Source organism: Blautia sp. ZXY-1-C6, from assembly GCF_056339875.1.
Window position 1 is genome coordinate 1 of record NZ_JBWJVQ010000212.1, and the last position, 18360, is coordinate 18360.

The 18360-nt window shown below is 41.6% G+C and carries 13 protein-coding genes and 2 pseudogenes; 5 read left to right on the plus strand and 10 right to left on the minus strand.

All coding sequences use genetic code 11. From position 1 onward, the window contains the following. Positions 1-309 precede the first annotated feature (309 nt). Together AC075J_RS12855 and AC075J_RS12860 are read left to right on the plus strand one after the other, a co-directional pair. Positions 310-939: pseudogene (locus AC075J_RS12855) on the plus strand (AraC family ligand binding domain-containing protein); the annotation flags it as partial. Between the two features lie 103 nt (positions 940-1042). Then, positions 1043-1171 carry a helix-turn-helix domain-containing protein gene (locus tag AC075J_RS12860; RefSeq protein WP_476390397.1) on the plus strand — a complete coding sequence of 43 codons (129 nt, stop codon included), beginning with the start codon at positions 1043-1045 and terminating at the stop codon, positions 1169-1171. Positions 1172-1300: 129 nt separating this feature from the next. On the opposite strand, the gene AC075J_RS12865 is transcribed toward AC075J_RS12860, so the two are convergent. The 6 genes from AC075J_RS12865 to AC075J_RS12890 form a co-directional block, all read right to left on the minus strand. After that, positions 1301-2767, minus strand: a complete 1467-nt coding sequence (locus AC075J_RS12865) for a sodium-dependent transporter (protein ID WP_008706275.1) — start codon at positions 2765-2767, stop codon at positions 1301-1303. Between the two features lie 282 nt (positions 2768-3049). Beyond that, complete coding sequence (secA, locus tag AC075J_RS12870; protein ID WP_025578833.1) at positions 3050-5626, minus strand: preprotein translocase subunit SecA; 2577 nt, start codon at positions 5624-5626, stop codon at positions 3050-3052. A gap of 384 nt (positions 5627-6010) precedes the next feature. Then, on the minus strand, positions 6011-7483 hold the full coding sequence (gene malQ / locus AC075J_RS12875) for a 4-alpha-glucanotransferase (RefSeq protein WP_173697606.1): 1473 nt from the start codon (positions 7481-7483) through the stop codon (positions 6011-6013). Positions 7484-7858: 375 nt separating this feature from the next. Beyond that, the gene (gene hpf / locus AC075J_RS12880) at positions 7859-8386 is read right to left on the minus strand and encodes a ribosome hibernation-promoting factor, HPF/YfiA family (RefSeq protein ID WP_119250516.1); all 528 of its coding nucleotides are present in this window, start codon (positions 8384-8386) and stop codon (positions 7859-7861) included. Positions 8387-8581: 195 nt separating this feature from the next. Beyond that, a complete protein-coding gene (gene hisA, locus AC075J_RS12885) occupies positions 8582-9349 on the minus strand; it encodes a phosphoribosylformimino-5-aminoimidazole carboxamide ribotide isomerase (protein ID WP_118572055.1) in 768 nt (255 codons plus the stop codon). A 324-nt stretch (positions 9350-9673) separates the two neighbouring features. Continuing rightward, positions 9674-10174 (minus strand): hypothetical protein, encoded by a 501-nt coding sequence (locus AC075J_RS12890; RefSeq protein ID WP_118616826.1) that lies wholly within the window; start codon positions 10172-10174, stop codon positions 9674-9676. A gap of 291 nt (positions 10175-10465) precedes the next feature. On the opposite strand from AC075J_RS12890, the gene AC075J_RS12895 reads away from it, so the two are divergent. Next, entirely contained in the window at positions 10466-11725 is a 1260-nt protein-coding gene (locus AC075J_RS12895; protein WP_118520300.1) for a D-alanyl-D-alanine carboxypeptidase, read from the plus strand. 147 nt (positions 11726-11872) lie between these two features. Here AC075J_RS12895 and dapB read toward each other — a convergent pair whose 3' ends face one another. The 4 genes from dapB to AC075J_RS12915 all read right to left on the minus strand — a co-directional run bounded on the left by dapB (position 11873) and on the right by AC075J_RS12915 (position 15211). Then, positions 11873-12634: a 4-hydroxy-tetrahydrodipicolinate reductase gene (gene dapB / locus AC075J_RS12900; RefSeq protein WP_119250515.1), complete on the minus strand. Its 762-nt coding sequence runs from the start codon at positions 12632-12634 to the stop codon at positions 11873-11875. Between the two features lie 65 nt (positions 12635-12699). Then, a complete protein-coding gene (gene dapA / locus AC075J_RS12905; protein ID WP_008706258.1) occupies positions 12700-13593 on the minus strand; it encodes a 4-hydroxy-tetrahydrodipicolinate synthase in 894 nt (297 codons plus the stop codon). A gap of 79 nt (positions 13594-13672) precedes the next feature. Beyond that, complete coding sequence (locus tag AC075J_RS12910; RefSeq protein ID WP_022381314.1) at positions 13673-14164, minus strand: cob(I)yrinic acid a,c-diamide adenosyltransferase; 492 nt, start codon at positions 14162-14164, stop codon at positions 13673-13675. 420 nt (positions 14165-14584) lie between these two features. Beyond that, entirely contained in the window at positions 14585-15211 is a 627-nt protein-coding gene (locus tag AC075J_RS12915) for a single-stranded DNA-binding protein (protein WP_008706256.1), read from the minus strand. Between the two features lie 426 nt (positions 15212-15637). Between AC075J_RS12915 and typA the strand changes: the two genes are divergently transcribed. Together typA and AC075J_RS12925 are read left to right on the plus strand one after the other, a co-directional pair. Continuing rightward, the gene (typA, locus tag AC075J_RS12920) at positions 15638-17470 is read left to right on the plus strand and encodes a translational GTPase TypA (protein WP_055150693.1); all 1833 of its coding nucleotides are present in this window, start codon (positions 15638-15640) and stop codon (positions 17468-17470) included. A gap of 504 nt (positions 17471-17974) precedes the next feature. Then, positions 17975-18360 (plus strand): annotated as a pseudogene (locus AC075J_RS12925) (bifunctional acetaldehyde-CoA/alcohol dehydrogenase); the annotation flags it as partial.

Sequence of the window (18360 nt, forward strand, 5' to 3'; positions counted from 1 at the left end):
CTATTTCTTTACCCTATTTCGAAATAGTTACAAAGTTTTTACGATTACTTTGTAATTGCATGATACTATTATCGTGTAATAATGTCAATATCTTTGTAGCATATTTTCTCAGAAATTATAAAATATATTCGTTACTATTTATTACATTCTTAGTAATAATTGTACATTTGCGCATTAAATGATATGATTATACCATGAATCAAACTTTTCCCTCCGCTTATTGCTTTCCACTGCTTATTTCTTTTCACAATCTCCACAGAGGACTTGCTTGATTCGATTAAATAATCATTGCAGATATCGGAGGCAGATATGTTATTATCAGAACAGTTCTATCAGACAGAAAAAACAGGATACCTGAACGAACAATTCCGACTTTTTCATCTTAAAGACCAGACCAGAAAGGAATTCTCTTACCATTATCATGATTTTCACAAGGTAGTTATCTTCATCTCCGGCAAGGCTGCTTATCATATAGAAGGAAAAGCTTATCAACTGAAACCATGGGACATTCTTCTGGTAAACCGCCATGCCATCCACCGCCCGGAGATTGATCCATCTGTTCCATATGAACGTTTTATTCTCTGGATCCAAAACGATATTCCCTGGCAGGAACTGCTGAAATGCTTCCAGAAAGCAAATGACCGAAGCTATAATCTGGTACGTCTGAACTCTGCTCTTCAGGAAAAGATGAAAGACATCCTGTTTGAACTGGAAAATTCTGCAAAATCCGATGAATATGGAAGAGAAATCCTGACACAGTCACTTTTTCTTCAGTTTATGGTTTATCTGAACCGTATCTTTCTGGAAAAGCAGTACATTTTTGATAAAAAATCCTACACCTTTGACTCGCAGATTGCCAGTATCCTTCAGTATATCAACCACAATCTGAAAGAAGATCTATCTGTAGAAACGCTTTCTGCCAGATATTATGTAAGCAAGTACCATCTGATGCGGAAGTTCAAACAAGAAACCGGCTATACCCTTCATAATTATATTGTAAACAAGCGGCTTCTTATGGCACGTACTCTGATCTCTAAATGGAATGCCTGTGACAAAAGCAGCACAGGAAAGCGGGTTCGCAGAATACAGCACTTTTTCCCGGGCATACCGTAAACAGTTCAAAACCAACCCCAGCGAAGAACTGCCTCATTATAGCAATCCTCTAAAATAATGCATCCACTACCTTTACACAACAATTCCATAACACAAAAAAGATGTAACCATGTCTGAAAGAATCTTTCTTCCCAGACATAATTACATCTTTTATTGTTCTCAGGTCGGACAGATATTCGCGCTCCGCCTACTGTTTCACTTTCTTCTTCGCTGTCGCACAGTAGAATACGAATCCCAGCAGTACCAGTGCCACGATCATCCATCCGGCCAGTGCTGCTGTTCCCAGACCTGCAAATTTATCATAGTAACCTTTCAGATAGATCACAATGATAATCGCCGGAATTCCATAGGCAACATAATTTTTCAGACATTTCGGGAATTTCATGCCTGTACCGGCATTCACCTCTGCAATAAAATTGTCCCATCCCCATCCGTTCTTTCTGGTACAAAACAGAAGGTAACCAAGACTTCCAAGAGGAAGAAGGTTATTAGAAACAATAAAGTCTTCCAGATCCATGATGTTGCTTCCATCTCCGAATGGCTGGAATCCGGAAAGTACATTGAATCCAAGCACACATGGAATGCTTAAGATCACAACAAGAACTGCGCAGACAACAACACTCTTTTTACGGTTCCAGCCAAACAGTTCCATATTAAACACGATCAGGTTCTCAAATACAGCAATGATCGTTGAAACCGCAGCAAATGTCAGAAACAGGAAGAACAGACTTCCCCACAAAGCCCCTCCGCTCATCTTTGCAAAAATATTGGGCAGAGTGATAAAGATAAGGCTTGGACCTGCATCCGGCTGGATTCCATAGGAGAAGCACGCCGGAATAATGATAAATCCTGCTGTCAGCGCAACAAAAGTATCGAGTACGGTGATGCTTACCGCCTCTCCGGTAAGGCTTCTGGATTTGTCCAGATAACTTCCGAAGATCAGCATGGCACCAATACCAATGGATAATGTAAAGAATGACTGACTCAATGCCGCAAATACTACATTACCAACTCCTGCTTCCTTAATCTTCTGAAAATCAGGAATCAGATAGAAGCTGATTCCTTCTCCCGCGCCTTCCATCATTACTGAATGAACCGCAAGGATCACCATAATGATAAGCAGTGCACTCATCATTACTTTGGAGATTTTTTCAATACCATTCTGCAATCCCATGAAACAGACTGCAAATCCGATCAGACAGATGATCACCATCCATAACATCATCGTCGGTGCATTTCCCAACATATCGGAAAAAGACTGTGTTACTGCTTCCGGAGTCGCTCCAACGAAATCTCCCCGCAGACTCTTCACACAATAGTAGATCATCCATCCTCCTACTGTTGTGTAAAACATCATCAGCATATAACATCCAATAATACCAATAAATTTCAATGGCTTCCAGCAGCTTCCTGCAGGTGCCAGTTTGTCAAAACATTTCGCAACACTTGTGTGGCTTCCCCGTCCTACCGCAAATTCTGCTACCAGAACCGGAATACCGAGAATAACCAGAAAACATAAGTAGATCAGGATAAAGGCCGCGCCTCCATATGCCCCACAGATATACGGAAACTTCCACACGTTTCCAATACCAATGGCACATCCTGCTGACACCAGGATAAAACCAAGGCGTGAGCCGAAAGACTCTCTTTTCATACTGTTTTTCCCCCTTTATGGAATTGTTATGTGACTGTTCATCAATCATAATCACATAGCTGTGGATGTACTGAACAGTTCAGACAGATATTCACAATCTGCCAATTCAACGCGCTAACGTGTTTTTGCGCACGATAAAAGGGCCTCATGATTCAGCCCTTTTATTTTGCAGCAGACATGATCTGCTCACAATGTTCTGTTTACAAAATCATTACTGCCCGCTCTGTAGTAATGAACTCACCATATACCAAAATGGGAGTCTTCTCAACTGAGATAAACGAGTCAGGCCTTATTCTTACGTCCACAGCACTGTTTGTATTTCTTACCGCTTCCACATGGGCAGGGATCGTTCGGATATACTTTGATTTCTTTTCTCTGAACCGGTTTCTTAGGACCGGCACTGTCATCCTTGTTTGTTCCGGTAACTTTAGCTACCTGTTCACGCTCGATCTTCTGCTCTACATGTACATGGTACAGCATACGAAGAGTATCTTCCTGAATGGATGTGATCATTTCGTTGAACATATCAAATGCACTCATTTTATATTCAACAACCGGATCTCTCTGTCCATAAGCAGCAAGTCCGATACCCTGACGAAGGATTTCCATATCATCAATGTGATCCATCCACTTGCTGTCAATGCATTTCAGAAGTACAACTCGCTCTAATTCACGAAGCTGCTCCGGTTCCGGGAACTCTGCTTCTTTTTCTTCATAGAGCTTCACTGCCTCTTCTTTCAGTTCATGTCTGATCTCATCGCGTTTCTTGCCTTTTACACTCTCAGCTGTAAGCGGTCTGATCGGAATGATCGGAGTAAGAACACCGTTAAATTCATTCAGATCCCACTCTTCAGAATCTACATCATCAGAGAAACACATATCAACATAAGTATCCACTGTATCCTGGATCATCTTATAGATTGCTTCACGCATATTCTCACCGTCGAGAACCTGACGACGTTCTTTGTAGATGATCTCACGCTGTTCATTGTTTACCTGGTCATAATCAAGAAGATTCTTACGGATACCAAAGTTGTTAAACTCAATCTTCTCCTGAGCTTTCTCAATTGCATTGGAAAGCATCTTGTGCTCAATCTGTTCATTCTCTGCAACACCAAGAGATGTAAAGATCTTCATCAGTCTCTCAGAACCGAACAGACGCATCAGGTCATCTTCCAGGGAAATATAGAAACGGGATTCACCCGGATCTCCCTGACGTCCGGAACGTCCGCGAAGCTGATTATCAATACGTCTGGACTCATGACGTTCTGTACCGATGATCATCAGACCACCTGCATTTCTTGCCACATCATCCAGCTTGATATCTGTACCACGACCAGCCATGTTAGTGGCGATCGTAACTGCTCCTGCCTGACCTGCCTGTGAGACAATCTCTGCCTCAAGTTCATGGAACTTGGCATTCAATACATTATGTTTGATTCCCTGTCTCTTCAGCATACGGCTGAGAAGCTCGGAAGTTTCAATCGTAATGGTACCGACCAGTACAGGCTGCTGTTTCGCATGAGCTTCCACTACAGCATTGACAACTGCGTTGAATTTCTCTTTCTTTGTCATATAAACAGCATCTTCATGGTCAACTCGGATAACCGGTCTGTTAGTCGGGATCTCTACAACGTCCATTGCATAGATATCACGGAATTCTTTCTCCTCTGTGACAGCTGTACCGGTCATACCGCCCTTCTTATCATATTTATTAAAGAAGTTCTGGAAAGTGATGGTTGCCAGAGTCTTGCTCTCACGTTTGATCTTAACATGCTCTTTCGCTTCGATTGCCTGATGAAGACCATCTGAGTAACGGCGTCCCGGCATGATACGTCCGGTGAATTCATCAACAATAAGGATTTCATCATCTTTAACTACATAATCCTGATCCTTATGCATCAGGTTATGGGCACGAAGTGCAAGTGTAATATTATGCTGAATCTCCAGATTCTCCGGATCTGCCAGGTTTTCAATATGGAAAAATTTCTCAACCTTATGAACGCCCTGCTCTGTAAGGTTTACGATCTTATCTTTTTCATTTACAACGAAGTCACCTGTCTCGATAACTTCTTCACCCATGATGGCTGCCATCTTGGTCATCTCATGGCTGGCTTCACCGCGCTCTAACTGCTGAGCAAGGATATCGCAGGCCTCGTATAACTTGGTTGACTTACCGCTCTGTCCGGAAATGATCAGAGGGGTACGTGCCTCGTCGATGAGAATGGAGTCGACCTCATCGATGATACAGTAGTGCAGATCTCTCTGTACCAGCTGTTCTTTATAGATAACCATGTTGTCACGCAGATAATCGAAACCGAGTTCGTTGTTCGTAACATAGGTAACATCACAGTTGTATGCAGCACGACGCTCATCCTGCTTCATATCATTTAAAACAACACCGACTGTCAGGCCAAGAAACTCATGGATCTTTCCCATTTCTTCCGCATCTCGTTTAGCCAGGTAATCGTTGACTGTTACGACATGCACACCTTTGCCTTCCAGTGCATTTAAATATGACGGAAGTGTGGCGACAAGTGTTTTACCTTCACCTGTTCTCATCTCTGCGATACGTCCCTGATGGAGAATGATACCACCGATAAGCTGCACACGGAAATGTTCCATTCCAAGAACACGCTTGCCAGCTTCACGTACAACCGCAAATGCCTCAGGAAGCAGATCATCCAGTGTCTCTCCCTCTTCAAGACGTTTCTTAAATTCTCTTGTTTTTCCTCTGAGTTCTTCGTCGCTTAACTTCTGCATGTCCGGGCGCAGGCTCTCAATTTTCTCAACCAGAGGCATGATACGCTTAACCTCTCGCTGGCTGCGGGTCCCGAATACTTTTGAAAACATATTCATATTAGGTTTTACTCCTGTTTATTTCTTTTTTATACAAGCATTGCTGCCATATAACAATTGCTACTGTGCGGAATAATCTCTGTTCACTCCGTCCACAGCAGACATGTCAGCAGCATGCGAACATTACAAACGCTTACTATAATACACAATACTTGTATATTCTAACACTTTCCGTTATGGAAAACAATGAATTTTTCATGAACAAACCAAGAAAATTACGGAGTCACCAAAATTTACGTTACTGTTCACTCCGTTCACAGTAACGTAGCCAAAATTCATTCCAGATTGCCTGCGGCAATGGAATTTTGGCTTGTATGTCTCGGGATTTTGGCATATTCATACCAAAACACCTCGCGGGATAGTGGTGTGTGAACAGTAACAAATTTATCGCTTTGTATCCACGATCAGTCTGCCAAATTTCTGCAGTTCCTTTTTGGCCTGTATAAAATCCGGTAAATGCCACTCCCAGTTCGGAGAACCAATGGTTCCCGGTGTGTTGATATGGCCCTCTTTTCCAAGTCCAAGAATATCTGCCAACGGAATGATCGCATATTCTGCCTGATTCTGCATGGTATACTGCAGGAATCTGTCCTTGACAGAGCCCTGTGATGCTCCCGCCCTCTTTAACATCCGGCGGATTTTTCTTCTGGCTGCGGCACTCATATTTCCATACCACTGCATGATCGTATCATTGTCATGCGTTCCTGTGTAAAAAATCATGTTTTCCACATCATGGAAGGTATCTCGGGCATATTTTCCACCTGTTTCTATGGAGAAGATCAGAATCTTCATTCCCTTCAGATGATAATGATCTTTCAGCATCAGAACCTCCGGACGAAGCAGCCCCAGATCCTCTGCTACCAGATCTAATCCCGGAATTTCTTTCTGAAGTGTATCAATGACTTCATATCCCGGTGCCTCGATCCATTCACCGTCAATAGCAGTCGGGCAGTCTGCCGGAATTTTCCAGTATGTATCAAATGCCCGGAAATGGTCGATCCTTATAATATCAAACAATTTGTTGCTATAGCCGATTCTGTCCACCCAGAATCTGTAATCCTGTTCCTTCATATGCTCCCAGTCATAGATCGGATTTCCCCATCTCTGCCCTGTAGCACTGAAATAATCAGGCGGTACTCCGGCGATGAAGATCGGACGTCCATCTGTATCAAGAAGAAAGTTATCTTTTCCACCCCATACGTCTACAGAATCCTGTCCCACATAGAAAGGAACATCTCCCATAATCTGGATTCCGGCATCGTTTGCAGCCTTCTTCACCTTCATCCACTGTGTGTAGAAAATATACTGAAGAAACATCTGATACTGTGCCTCTGTCTCCACCTCTGCCGGTAACTTCTGTCTGTTCTCCGGCCAGGTTCTATATTCTTCCGGCCAGTCATTCCAGCATTCTCCGTTATTTGCTTTCTTTAATGCGCGGAACACACCATACTCATATACCCATTCCTGTGAAGCAAATTCTTTATATGCTGTTTCTTCCTGTCCCTTTTTCTCTGTAAAAACATCAAACGCAGTTCTTAAGAAAGGCTCTCTGTACTGGCGGACAGCCTCATAATCTACTCTTGTAGCTCTCTCCTGAAATTCCTTTGGATGTTCCTTTAACAGACCTTCCTCTGCAAGCGCATCAAGACTGATATACAACTCATCCCCTGCACAGGAGGAATATGGCTGGTATGGGGAATTACCATAGCCAACCGGATTCAGTGGCAGTATCTGCCATATCTTTACATGATTCTCCTTTAATAACTCGATAAATTGGAATGCAGATTCTCCAAGTTCTCCGGCACCAATACGGGACGGAAGTGCGGAAACTGGCATTAATACTCCGGCTTTTCTCATGATTTTTGTGCTCCTTCCTTCTTTTTACACTTCTTCATTTATAAAATTTCGGTAACTATTCTTCAGCAATCCATTCCAACAGAACGTTCCACCAGAATATACAAGTCAATATTCCATTGCCGCAGACAATCCGGAATGAATTTCAACTTGTAATTTTTTAACTGCTGAACAGTTACAAATTTCATAATATCTTTTGATATTTTAACATATTTAGGCCACTGCGTCAAAGCATTCCTTATGCGCTAAAGGTATATATTTTTCCTGACAAAAAAGCTCCCTTACAGGGGGCATTTTGTCTCTCTGTAAGGAAGCTTTTCTTTATGAAAACTTTTTTATGGCTGTCTATGTTTCATATTTTTGATCTTATAAGCAGATTTAGAATTCCGGTTCGATCAGACCGTAAGTATTGCCTTTACGTTTGTAAACTACATTTACCTGGTCTGTCTCTGCATTGTAGAATACAAAGAAATTATGTCCGAGCAGTTCCATCTGTACGCATGCATCTTCCGGATACATTGGTTTGATTCCGAATTTCTTGGTACGGATGATCTTAACTTCTTCATCCTCATCGTAGTCCTTGTCCAGATATGCTTTCTGGAAGTTGGCTGCTGCCTGCTGTTTGTCTACGATTTTATTTTTGTACTTGCGAAGCTGACGTTCAATGACTTCCTCTACCAGATCGATTGATACATACATGTCATTGCTTACCTGTTCGGAACGAATGATATTTCCTTTTACAGGGATTGTCACTTCAATTTTCTGTCTTTCTTTTTCAACACTTAAAGTTACTACAACTTCGGTGTCAGGAGTGAAATACCTTTCCAGTTTACTGAGCTTGTCCTGGACTGCTGTCTTAAGACCTTCTGTAACTGTAATATTTTTTCCGCTGATGATAAACTTCATGCTTCCATCCCCTTTGCTGTTTGATGAACCTATTATAACACATATTTTTGAATTTTAACACTATTTTATTAAAATTTCACATTTTTTCTGTTTACTTCAGAAATAACTTTAAAGTTCCTTTGTCATTATGGGGAAATAGCAAAAATTCTGTAATTGTTCTGTACATTTTCACAGTGATTCCTGAGATTACTATAGTTAAAGTTTAATCAGTTCTGAGAATGAAATATTTCCGCCAAAAAGATCCAATGCACTGCCTACTGTGACATCCAGTCTGTCTTTTCCATATTTCCGCAGGTCCTCAATATCCTTCATGGAGCCAACTCCCCCTGCGTAAGTAACCGGATTTCCTTTATATTCACCCAGCAGAGATGCAAGTTCTGTTTCAACTCCCCGTGCCTTTCCCTCCACATCTACTGCATGGACCAGAAACTCATCGCAGTAACTTCCCAGTTCTTTCATAATATCCAGTGTCACAGTGACATCTGTAAATTTCTGCCAGCGGTCTGTCACAATATAATATTTTCCATCTTTTCTGCGGCAGCTCAGGTCAAGAACCAGTTTCTCTTTTCCCACAGTCTCTTTCATTCTGTTCAGATTTTCCCAGGAAATCCTTCCATCTTTAAATACATAGGATGTAACGATCACATGACTGGCACCTGCATCAAGATATTCCCCTGCATTTTCCGGGTTCACTCCTCCGCCGATCTGTAATCCTCCTGAATAAGTATGTAATGCAAGAAGTGCCTGTTCTTTTGTTGATTCATAGTATGGAGAGTCATGACCATTTAACAGAATTACATGTCCTCCTTTTATCCCTGCCTTTTTATATAATTCTGCATAAAAAGATGCATCCTGTTCAGATACAAAATTCTCACTTGCCTGATCCTGTACGTCCGTAAGGCTCCCACCTACAATCTGTTTTACTTTTCCATTATGTATATCAATACATGGGCGAAATTTCATAAAATTCGTACCTCCATATCCGTTATATGTACTCTCAGAATCTTTTTGTACTTATAGCAAGCCTCTTAAATTAATGCATTTGAGACAGTTCAGCAGAGTGCGAAAGACAAGGAAGATATCTGCAGGCGTGCTGACGCAGGATTTCAGTTACTGTTCACTCCGTTCACAGTAACGGATGTCACGCTCTGATGAGCTGAATCAATATGCATTATTTACAATGATTGCTATAGTTAGATGCAAAAACAAATGCAATAAAAACTTCGGGAATACACTATTTAAATTTTACCAATTTAACACGATAATACCATAAATTATTCCTGATGTCTATCTTCCTTCTGCCGCATTACCAACAGCATCCCCCACATCTTCTACAGCATTACCTACCCCTTCGCCCAGATCTTTGACGCTGTTTCCCAATTCTCCGGATACTGTGCCGTCACCGTTGTTGTTTTCATCAATTCTGGCATTATCTGCTGCATTGCTATTCTGTTTTGTCTCATTTTCTGTAGCTTCATCCTCTGCGGCAGTTCCATTGTCTGTGACGGTTCCACCATTATTTACATTGTTATCTGCCGCATTGTTTCCTGATGTGCTATTTCCATTTGTATTGTTTTCTCCTGCGTTATTTTCCATGTTATCATCGTTTGCTGCATTATTATCCGTCATATTTTCTTCGTTTGTGTCTGCCTCATCAGCTGCTTTATTTGCATTTCCACATGCTGTGAATATGCACAGTGACATAATAAGTGCTGTACCTGTCAGAATCTTTTTTACCTTTATTCCCATATTCATCTCCTGTTCCCGGAAAGCATTCTGCCGGTCCATGCAGCAGAACCTCTCCGTCTTTTCATGTTTTTATATTATGTTTTTAATATGTACCAAAAACTCAATACTATTCTGGAAAAAATTTACTTTTCATGCTATGATTTAAATAATACAAAACAGATTACTCCGTACATATATACTCCCACAATCTAGCGTACCGACAAGTTGATTTCTCAAACAATCTTGTCGTCACACTAACACATTGCCATAGCAGGATTTCACTCATTAATGAGATGGATTGACTGCAGTATTTTACGGAATATCTATAACTCATATTTACAGGAGATTATCATGAAAAGAAAAAGGAACCATTCACTTCGCAGCTCTGTTTTCATATTTCTGGCTGCACTTTTCCTGCTGTTTACCTGCAGTGTTTCTACTATCTATGCATCCACACTTCAGAAACCTGATATCGCAGCATCGGGAAAATTTGTAAAAGACGGCAATTACTGGATTTACCGCTATGATGATAAAACCATCGCCAAAAATGTATTTCTGAAAATTGACAAAAAGACCTATTATTTTAACAAACTCGGACACCGCTGGTGCAGCTGGCATACGATCAAAGGCAAAAATTATTATTTCGGAACCAGATCTCAGGGATATCTGATAAAGAATTCTCTTATCAAATATAAAAGAAATTATTACTATGTCGGTAAAGACGGTGCCATGGTTACCGGATGGTACACTGATAAATCCGGAAAGAAATACTATTTTGGCAAAGACGGAAAAGCAGTTACAGGAAAACACAAGATCAAGGGAACTTACTATTACTTTAACCAGAATGGTACTGTCACCCACACCGGATTAAATTATTCCCTTTCCTCTGACTGTGCACTTCTCATGAATGCAGATACCGGTCAGATTATTTATGGCAAAAATGAAAATGTTGCTCATGCCAACGCTAGCACAACCAAGATTATGACCTGTATCCTTGCACTTGAAAACTGCAAATTAAACGAAAAAGTAAAGTTCTCCCCTTACGCAGCATCTATTGAACCCAGCAAGCTTTATGCAAATGCAGGAGAAATATTTTATCTGAAAGATCTGCTTTATTCCCTGATGCTTCCCTCCCACAACGACACCGCAGTTGCCATTGCCGAACACGTCAGCGGTTCCACTGCAAAGTTTGTTAAATTAATGAATAAAAAAGCAGCAGAGATCAGATGTACGAATACACATTTCGCAACCCCAAATGGTCTGGATGCAGGGTATAACCATTACACGACAGCTTCTGACCTGGCAAAAATTGCCCAGTATGCGATCAAAAAGCCTATGTTCCGCAAACTGGTGAGCACCGGCTATTATTCTTTCTCGAATCTCAACACCGGCAGAAGCTATTCTATCGGCACCACCAACGCCCTGCTCGGCAATGTTCCGGGAGTTCAGGGTATGAAAACAGGCTATACCAACAAAGCAGGCTATTGTTTTGTCGGACTTTCTTATTCCGCAAGGGGAAACACCTATATTTCCGTTGTCCTGGGTGCAGATTCATCTTCTGCCCGCTGGCAGGATTCCAGAACATTGCTGACTTACGCATATAATCATTGATCAGAATTATTATAGCAGCATACAGGCCAATATTACAAAAAAGGAAAGTGTTCTGAAACATCAGATACACTTTCCTTTTATATATTTTATTTCACTGCTATGAAGATACTGAAAATTACCAGTTATCAATTTTTACTGCATTCCTGATTATTTTGCACTGATAACATCGCTCATATCATATCTTCCTGCCGGTTTGCCTGCAAGGAATTTCGCAGCTTCAACAGCACCCTTTCCAAATACAGCTTTGGAATATGCAGTATGCTTAAATTCAATCACTTCATCCGGACCTGCGAAGATCACTTCGTGTTCTCCTACGATTGTTCCACCGCGGACTGCTGAGATACCGATTTCCTTATCATCCCGCATCTCACGTCTCTGGCTGCGGTCATAAATATAATGATACTGGTTATCCATTGCCTCATTAATACTGTCAGCCAGTGCAAGTGCTGTGCCGCTTGGTGCATCCAGTTTCAGTCTGTGATGCTTCTCAACAATCTCCATGTCAAATCCTGCTGTTGCCAGAACCTTTGCCGCATCCTGAAGCAGTTTCATCAGAGTATTGATTCCAAGAGACATATTTGCAGATTTCAGAACTGCGACATTCTCAGATGTCTCTTCCACCTTTGCGAGCTGCTCCTCGCTTAAACCGGTTGTACATAATACAATCGGGAGTTTGCGTTTCTCACAGTAAGCAAGAAGTGCATCTGTTGCTTTTGCAGAAGAGAAGTCGATAAGGGCATCTGCCTCTACCTGACATTCTTCCATATTTGTATATACAGGGTAGCTGTTCTTTCCCTGATCTGCCACATCGATACCTGCTACAATCTCAGCATCCGGATCCTTCTCCACAAGTCCGGAGATTACCTGACCCATGTGACCGTTACAGCCATGCATAATAATCTTTACCATTTGTCTATTCCTCTCAATTCCAGTATATCGGCAAGTTGATTTTCCGAACAATCCTGCGGTTATATTTATGCAAGTTTAATTCCGAAATTCTTCAATTCTTCTGCAAGTTTTGCCTTGTTTGCATCTTCCATCTCGGATAATGGCATACGAAGTGGTCCCACTTCTTTACCCATCAGATTCAGAGCTGCTTTCACCGGAATCGGGTTTACTTCACTGAACAGTGCATGAATTAACGGGATTGCCTTTAACTGGATTTCTGCTGCACCCTTTGTATCTCCTTCAAGGAATTTCATAACCATATCATGTGTTTCCTTAGGAGCTACATTAGAAAGTACGGAAATTACTCCAAGTCCGCCAAGTGAAAGAATCGGAAGTACCTGATCATCATTTCCGGAGTAGAGTTCAATGCAGCCATCAGCCATGGACATCATGGTTGCAATCTGTGAAAGATCTCCGCTTGCTGCTTTGATACCAACAATATTCTTAACATTTTTAGCCAGAGCTACTGCTGTTGCAGGCTGGATGTTACATCCTGTACGACTCGGAACATTGTACATAATGATCGGTGTTTCCGGAACTGCCTCTGCAATAGCTGTATAATGAGCGATCAGTCCTTTCTGAGTCGCCTTGTTATAATATGGAGTCACTATAAGAAGTGCATCTGCACCGTAAGAAGCAGCCTCCTTTGACATCATAATTGCAGTTTCCGTACAGTTGGAACCTGTACCTGCGATAACCGGAACACGTTTGTTTACCTTGTCGATTGCAAACTTAATTGTCTTAAGATGCTCTCCATGCGTCATCGTTGATGATTCTCCTGTTGTTCCGCAGATAATGATCGCATCTGTACTGTTTGCAATCTGATACTCCAGAAGTTCCTCCAGTTTATCATAATTAACCTTACCATCTTCATACATAGGGGTTACGATCGCAACACCTGCACCTTTAAAAATTGCCATTTGCCTTCCTCCTTTATTCTTCTGTAATTTCCATACAGATTACTGTCCATTCATAAACAATAATCAGGTTTTATACACCTTATACAATCTCTGTTGTCAGTGTAGTTATGCTGTCTGCATATTTACGCAGGCTGTCCGGTAACGTCCGTCCCGTAAGCAGAATATGCATACTCTCGTCCTTCATCTTCAGGATATCACCGATTGCCTCTGCAGTGGTGATCCCGTAATCCGGAAGTGCAAGAATCTCATCCAGGAGCAGAAAATCGCATTCCTGCGTTGCGATCACTTTGCGCGCAAAATTCAAAGCATTAAGAATATTGGTTTTCTCCTCTGCCTTCTCCTGCTCATTCAGTTCCTCATATCCTTCATCATGCTTCTCAAAACGGAATATCTTAATATCCAGATTATCCAGTTCCGCCAGAAAATCCAGTTCCCTGCGCTCTCTTCCTTTCAGAAACTGAATAATAATGACGCTTTTACCCTGTGCGGAAGCTCTCAGACACTGACCGATCGCCAGAGTTGTCTTTCCCTTTCCCCCGCCACAGTAAACCTCTGTAAATTCTTTTTCCATAACAAACAATTCCTCTTATCGTTATTGAAATTGTACCTTCTTCTCTGTGTCATTACAGACATGATAAACAGCAGTCTGTTTTCGACTTCTGCGATGAGCTTCCGGCATATTCACGCCGGAATGCTTCGTGGAACAGCAGGCTGCCATAGTTATCTGAATACGCTTATATTACCGCAGTTTATGAAGAATTGCAAGTGTTACTGTTTACAGTAACCAATCATCATATATTCCAGGGTGATTGCAGCGTAAACAGACACATGACAGTAATTTTTATGTTACTGTTCATACACCACTATCCCGCGAGGCGTTTTGGCATAAATATGCCAAAATCCCGAGTCATACAAGCCAAAATTCCATTGCCGCAGGCAATCTGGAATGAATTTTGGCTACGTTACTGAGAACGGAGTGAACAGTAACATTTTATTCCATATATTCCAGCTTGCTTACAGATACTTCATACGCAACTCTCTTCTCTGTTTCATTTTCCCCGATCCGTTTCATATATTCTCTGCTCTGGATACGTCCCCAGATCAGGACATGACCGCCAACTTCAAACGCAGATGCATAGCGGGCATTTCTGCCCCAGCAGATGCATGGTATGTAATCTGATTTTCCATACGGACGATTTACTGCCAACAGCACATCCGCAATTTCTCTTCCAAGAGGAGTCTTACGGTATACTGGTGGCTTGCAGATATATCCGTCCAGAAAAATCTGATTGACCGGAACTGTTTCATCCTCTTCTTCCACAAACTTCAGTTCTCTGCTGAATACTGAAAGCACGAGACGGTTATGCTTCTCCTCATGGCGGTTATATGAGCGGAACTGTCCATGGATTTCCACATATTCTCCGATATAATCCTGCGTTACATCCACCAGCCGTTCAGAAACCATCACCGGAATCCTGTCTTCCGAATCACTGAGCCTTTTGACCAGCAGTTCTGTCATATAGAAGCCTTCTCCAAAGACCTGATGACTGAATGTAAAGCCTGCTGCAATTTTGCCCATCATAGATACCTGATTGTTTTCAATAATTTTATCTGCCATAATGTGGTTCTCCTTCCCTGTAGAGCACCTGTGTCAGAATCCCTGCCTGCAGTGCAGACCGTAAATCGCCTCTGCTTCTTTCAGCGATCCCGCATATGCTCCTCTGTACCTTGTATTGTTCTTTATAAGGTTATGTACAGGCATTCTCATTTAGAACCAGAATCTGCAAAAATAAAAAAAATTATTTTAACACCTTGTAATCTGACGAAAATGTGGTAAACTGAAAATTCGGGTAACTTATTGAGGAAAAAAACACATAATAATAGGAACAAATTCATCTGCAAGATTAAATCATGTTTGAAAAATGCTTTTGCGGCAAAATAATCCTGCTGATAACACATGAATATTAACAATCCCGGTAACTGTTCAGCCAGCGTGCCGAACAGTTACCCATTCAAAGCTTAAAGAGGAAAGGAAAATCATTTTATGAGAACAAAACGTGAAGACGTCCGTAACGTAGCCATTATCGCACACGTTGACCACGGTAAAACAACTCTGGTTGACCAGCTTCTGAAACAGAGCGGTGTATTCCGTGAGAACCAGGAAGTTCAGGAACGTGTCATGGACTCCAATGACATCGAACGTGAACGTGGCATCACTATTTTATCCAAGAATACAGCTATTCATTACAAAGATACAAAGATCAACATCATCGACACACCAGGACATGCTGATTTCGGTGGCGAGGTAGAACGTGTACTTAAGATGGTAGACGGTGTTATTCTTCTCGTTGATGCTTTCGAAGGTGCTATGCCTCAGACTAAATTCGTTCTTAAGAAAGCCCTTGAACTTGATCTCCATGTAATCGTTTGTATCAACAAGATCGACCGTCCGGAGGCTCGTCCTGACGAGGTTGTAGATGAAGTTCTGGAACTTCTTATGGATCTTGGTGCTTCTGATGAGCAGCTTGACTGTCCGTTCCTGTATGCTTCTGCAAAAGCAGGTCATGCTGTGATCGACTTAAACGATACTCCTAAGGATATGGCTCCGCTGTTTGACGCTATCCTGAAATATATCCCGGCTCCGGAGGGAGATCCTGATGCAGATACTCAGGTTCTGATCAGTACCATTGACTACAACGAATATGTTGGACGTATCGGTGTAGGTAAAGTTGAGAATGGTACAATTGCAGTAAATCAGGAGCTGACTCTGTTAAACCATCATGATCTGGACAAACGTAAGAAAGTTAAGATCAGCAAGCTCTATGAGTTTGACGGTCTGAATAAGGTTGAAGTAAAGGAAGCTACTATTGGTTCCATCGTTGCTATTTCCGGTATTGCAGACATCCATATCGGTGATACTCTCTGCGGTGGAGAAAACCCGGAAGCAATTCCTTTCCAGAAGATTTCCGAGCCTACCATTGCCATGAACTTCATCGTAAATGACAGTCCGCTGGCAGGCCAGGAAGGTAAATACATCACATCCCGTCATCTTCGTGACCGTCTCTACCGTGAGCTGAATACAGATGTCAGTCTTCGTGTAGAAGATACGGAAACAACAGAAGCCTTTAAGGTTTCCGGACGTGGAGAACTTCATCTGTCTGTCCTGATCGAGAACATGAGACGTGAAGGTTATGAATTCGCAGTAAGTAAACCAGAGGTTCTGTACAAAACAGATGAACGTGGAAAGAAACTTGAACCTATGGAAATCGCTTATGTAGATGTTCCGGAAGAATTTTCCGGTACTGTAATCCAGAAGCTGAGCGAACGTAAAGGTGAGCTGCAGGGTATGAGTACTGCCAGTGACGGTACTGTCCGTCTGGAATTCCACATTCCTTCCCGTGGACTGATCGGATTCCGCGGTGAGTTCCTTACTTCCACCAAGGGTACCGGCATCATCAATACTATGTTTGACGGATATGCTCCTTACAAGGGAGATTTCCAGTACAGAAAACAGGGATCTCTGATTGCTTTCGAAGCTGGCGAAGCTGTTACTTATGGTCTGTTCGCAGCTCAGGAGCGTGGTACTCTGTTTATCGGACCTGGTGCAAAGGTTTACAGCGGTATGGTTATCGGACAGAATGGTAAAGCCGAAGATATCGAGCTGAACGTATGCAAGACAAAGCATTTGACTAACACACGTTCTTCTTCCGCTGATGATGCACTGAAATTAACTCCACCAAGAGTTCTCAGTCTGGAACAGGCCATCGATTTCATCGACCAGGATGAACTTCTTGAGGTTACACCAGAGTCTCTCCGTATCCGTAAGAGACTTCTGGATTCCAGAGAACGTAAGAGAGCAGCTTTCAGAAAAGCCTGAAACAAATAGAAACTTAAGAAAAATTAAGCCCCGCAGATTTTGCGGGGCTTAATTTTTCTTAATCATTACTGTTCACTCCGTTCACAGTAACTCTTAATCTCCTGCAAACATATGGAAAAACATAAATCCTTCTACAAATTATATTGTTATATTTTCACGAAATTTCAAGTTAGTATTTGTTAACTTTTTCATATGCTATGTAATTGACAAATGATTAACAAAGTCATATAATAGCATCATCGAGGTTGTTAATTTATTAACGTTATTTTTTTAACTTTCTCTCAGTTGCCAGCAGAACATATATTGTTAAATTTTTCTCATATATTCTGACAATTGATATTTTATTCACATTATTTACGTGATTATGCACAATTTTCACCATAATATTTCGTTATGCTCATATTAATGTTACTGTTGACCAAATAATCAGTTTATTTATATAATAAAAACATAACAGGTCACGGTAAATACTTTTAACGAAAACACAAACAGGAGGATTCCCAAATGGCAAAAAAAGAGAACACTATCCCAACCATCATCGACACCCCTGAAGCCCTTACTGCAAAGATTGCAGCCATGAAAGAGGCACAGAAGATTTTCGCAACATTTACCCAGGAGCAGGTAGATAAGATTTTTAAAGCTGCCGCTACTGCTGCTGACAAAGCACGTATCCCGCTTGCTAAAGATGCTGTTGAAGAAACAGGAATGGGTATTGTAGAAGATAAGGTTATCAAGAACCATTACGCAGCCGAATATGTATACAACGCATATAAGAATACCAGAACCTGCGGTGTGATTGAAGAAGATACTGCTTACGGTATTAAGAAAATAGCTGAGCCGATCGGTCTGATTGCTGCTGTTATTCCTACAACCAACCCGACATCTACTGC

Coding starts and splice junctions, on each gene's coding strand:
- hpf (WP_119250516.1), bottom strand. CDS start 8,386: ATGAAGTTTATCATCAGCGGAAAAAATATTACAGTTACAGAAGGTCTT.
- AC075J_RS12860 (WP_476390397.1), top strand. CDS start 1,043: ATGCCTGTGACAAAAGCAGCACAGGAAAGCGGGTTCGCAGAATACAGC.
- typA (WP_055150693.1), top strand. CDS start 15,638: ATGAGAACAAAACGTGAAGACGTCCGTAACGTAGCCATTATCGCACAC.
- AC075J_RS12915 (WP_008706256.1), bottom strand. CDS start 15,211: ATGGCAGATAAAATTATTGAAAACAATCAGGTATCTATGATGGGCAAA.
- malQ (WP_173697606.1), bottom strand. CDS start 7,483: ATGAGAAAAGCCGGAGTATTAATGCCAGTTTCCGCACTTCCGTCCCGT.
- dapB (WP_119250515.1), bottom strand. CDS start 12,634: ATGGTAAAGATTATTATGCATGGCTGTAACGGTCACATGGGTCAGGTA.
- dapA (WP_008706258.1), bottom strand. CDS start 13,593: ATGGCAATTTTTAAAGGTGCAGGTGTTGCGATCGTAACCCCTATGTAT.
- AC075J_RS12890 (WP_118616826.1), bottom strand. CDS start 10,174: ATGGACCGGCAGAATGCTTTCCGGGAACAGGAGATGAATATGGGAATA.
- AC075J_RS12910 (WP_022381314.1), bottom strand. CDS start 14,164: ATGGAAAAAGAATTTACAGAGGTTTACTGTGGCGGGGGAAAGGGAAAG.
- hisA (WP_118572055.1), bottom strand. CDS start 9,349: ATGAAATTTCGCCCATGTATTGATATACATAATGGAAAAGTAAAACAG.
- secA (WP_025578833.1), bottom strand. CDS start 5,626: ATGAATATGTTTTCAAAAGTATTCGGGACCCGCAGCCAGCGAGAGGTT.
- AC075J_RS12895 (WP_118520300.1), top strand. CDS start 10,466: ATGAAAAGAAAAAGGAACCATTCACTTCGCAGCTCTGTTTTCATATTT.
- AC075J_RS12865 (WP_008706275.1), bottom strand. CDS start 2,767: ATGAAAAGAGAGTCTTTCGGCTCACGCCTTGGTTTTATCCTGGTGTCA.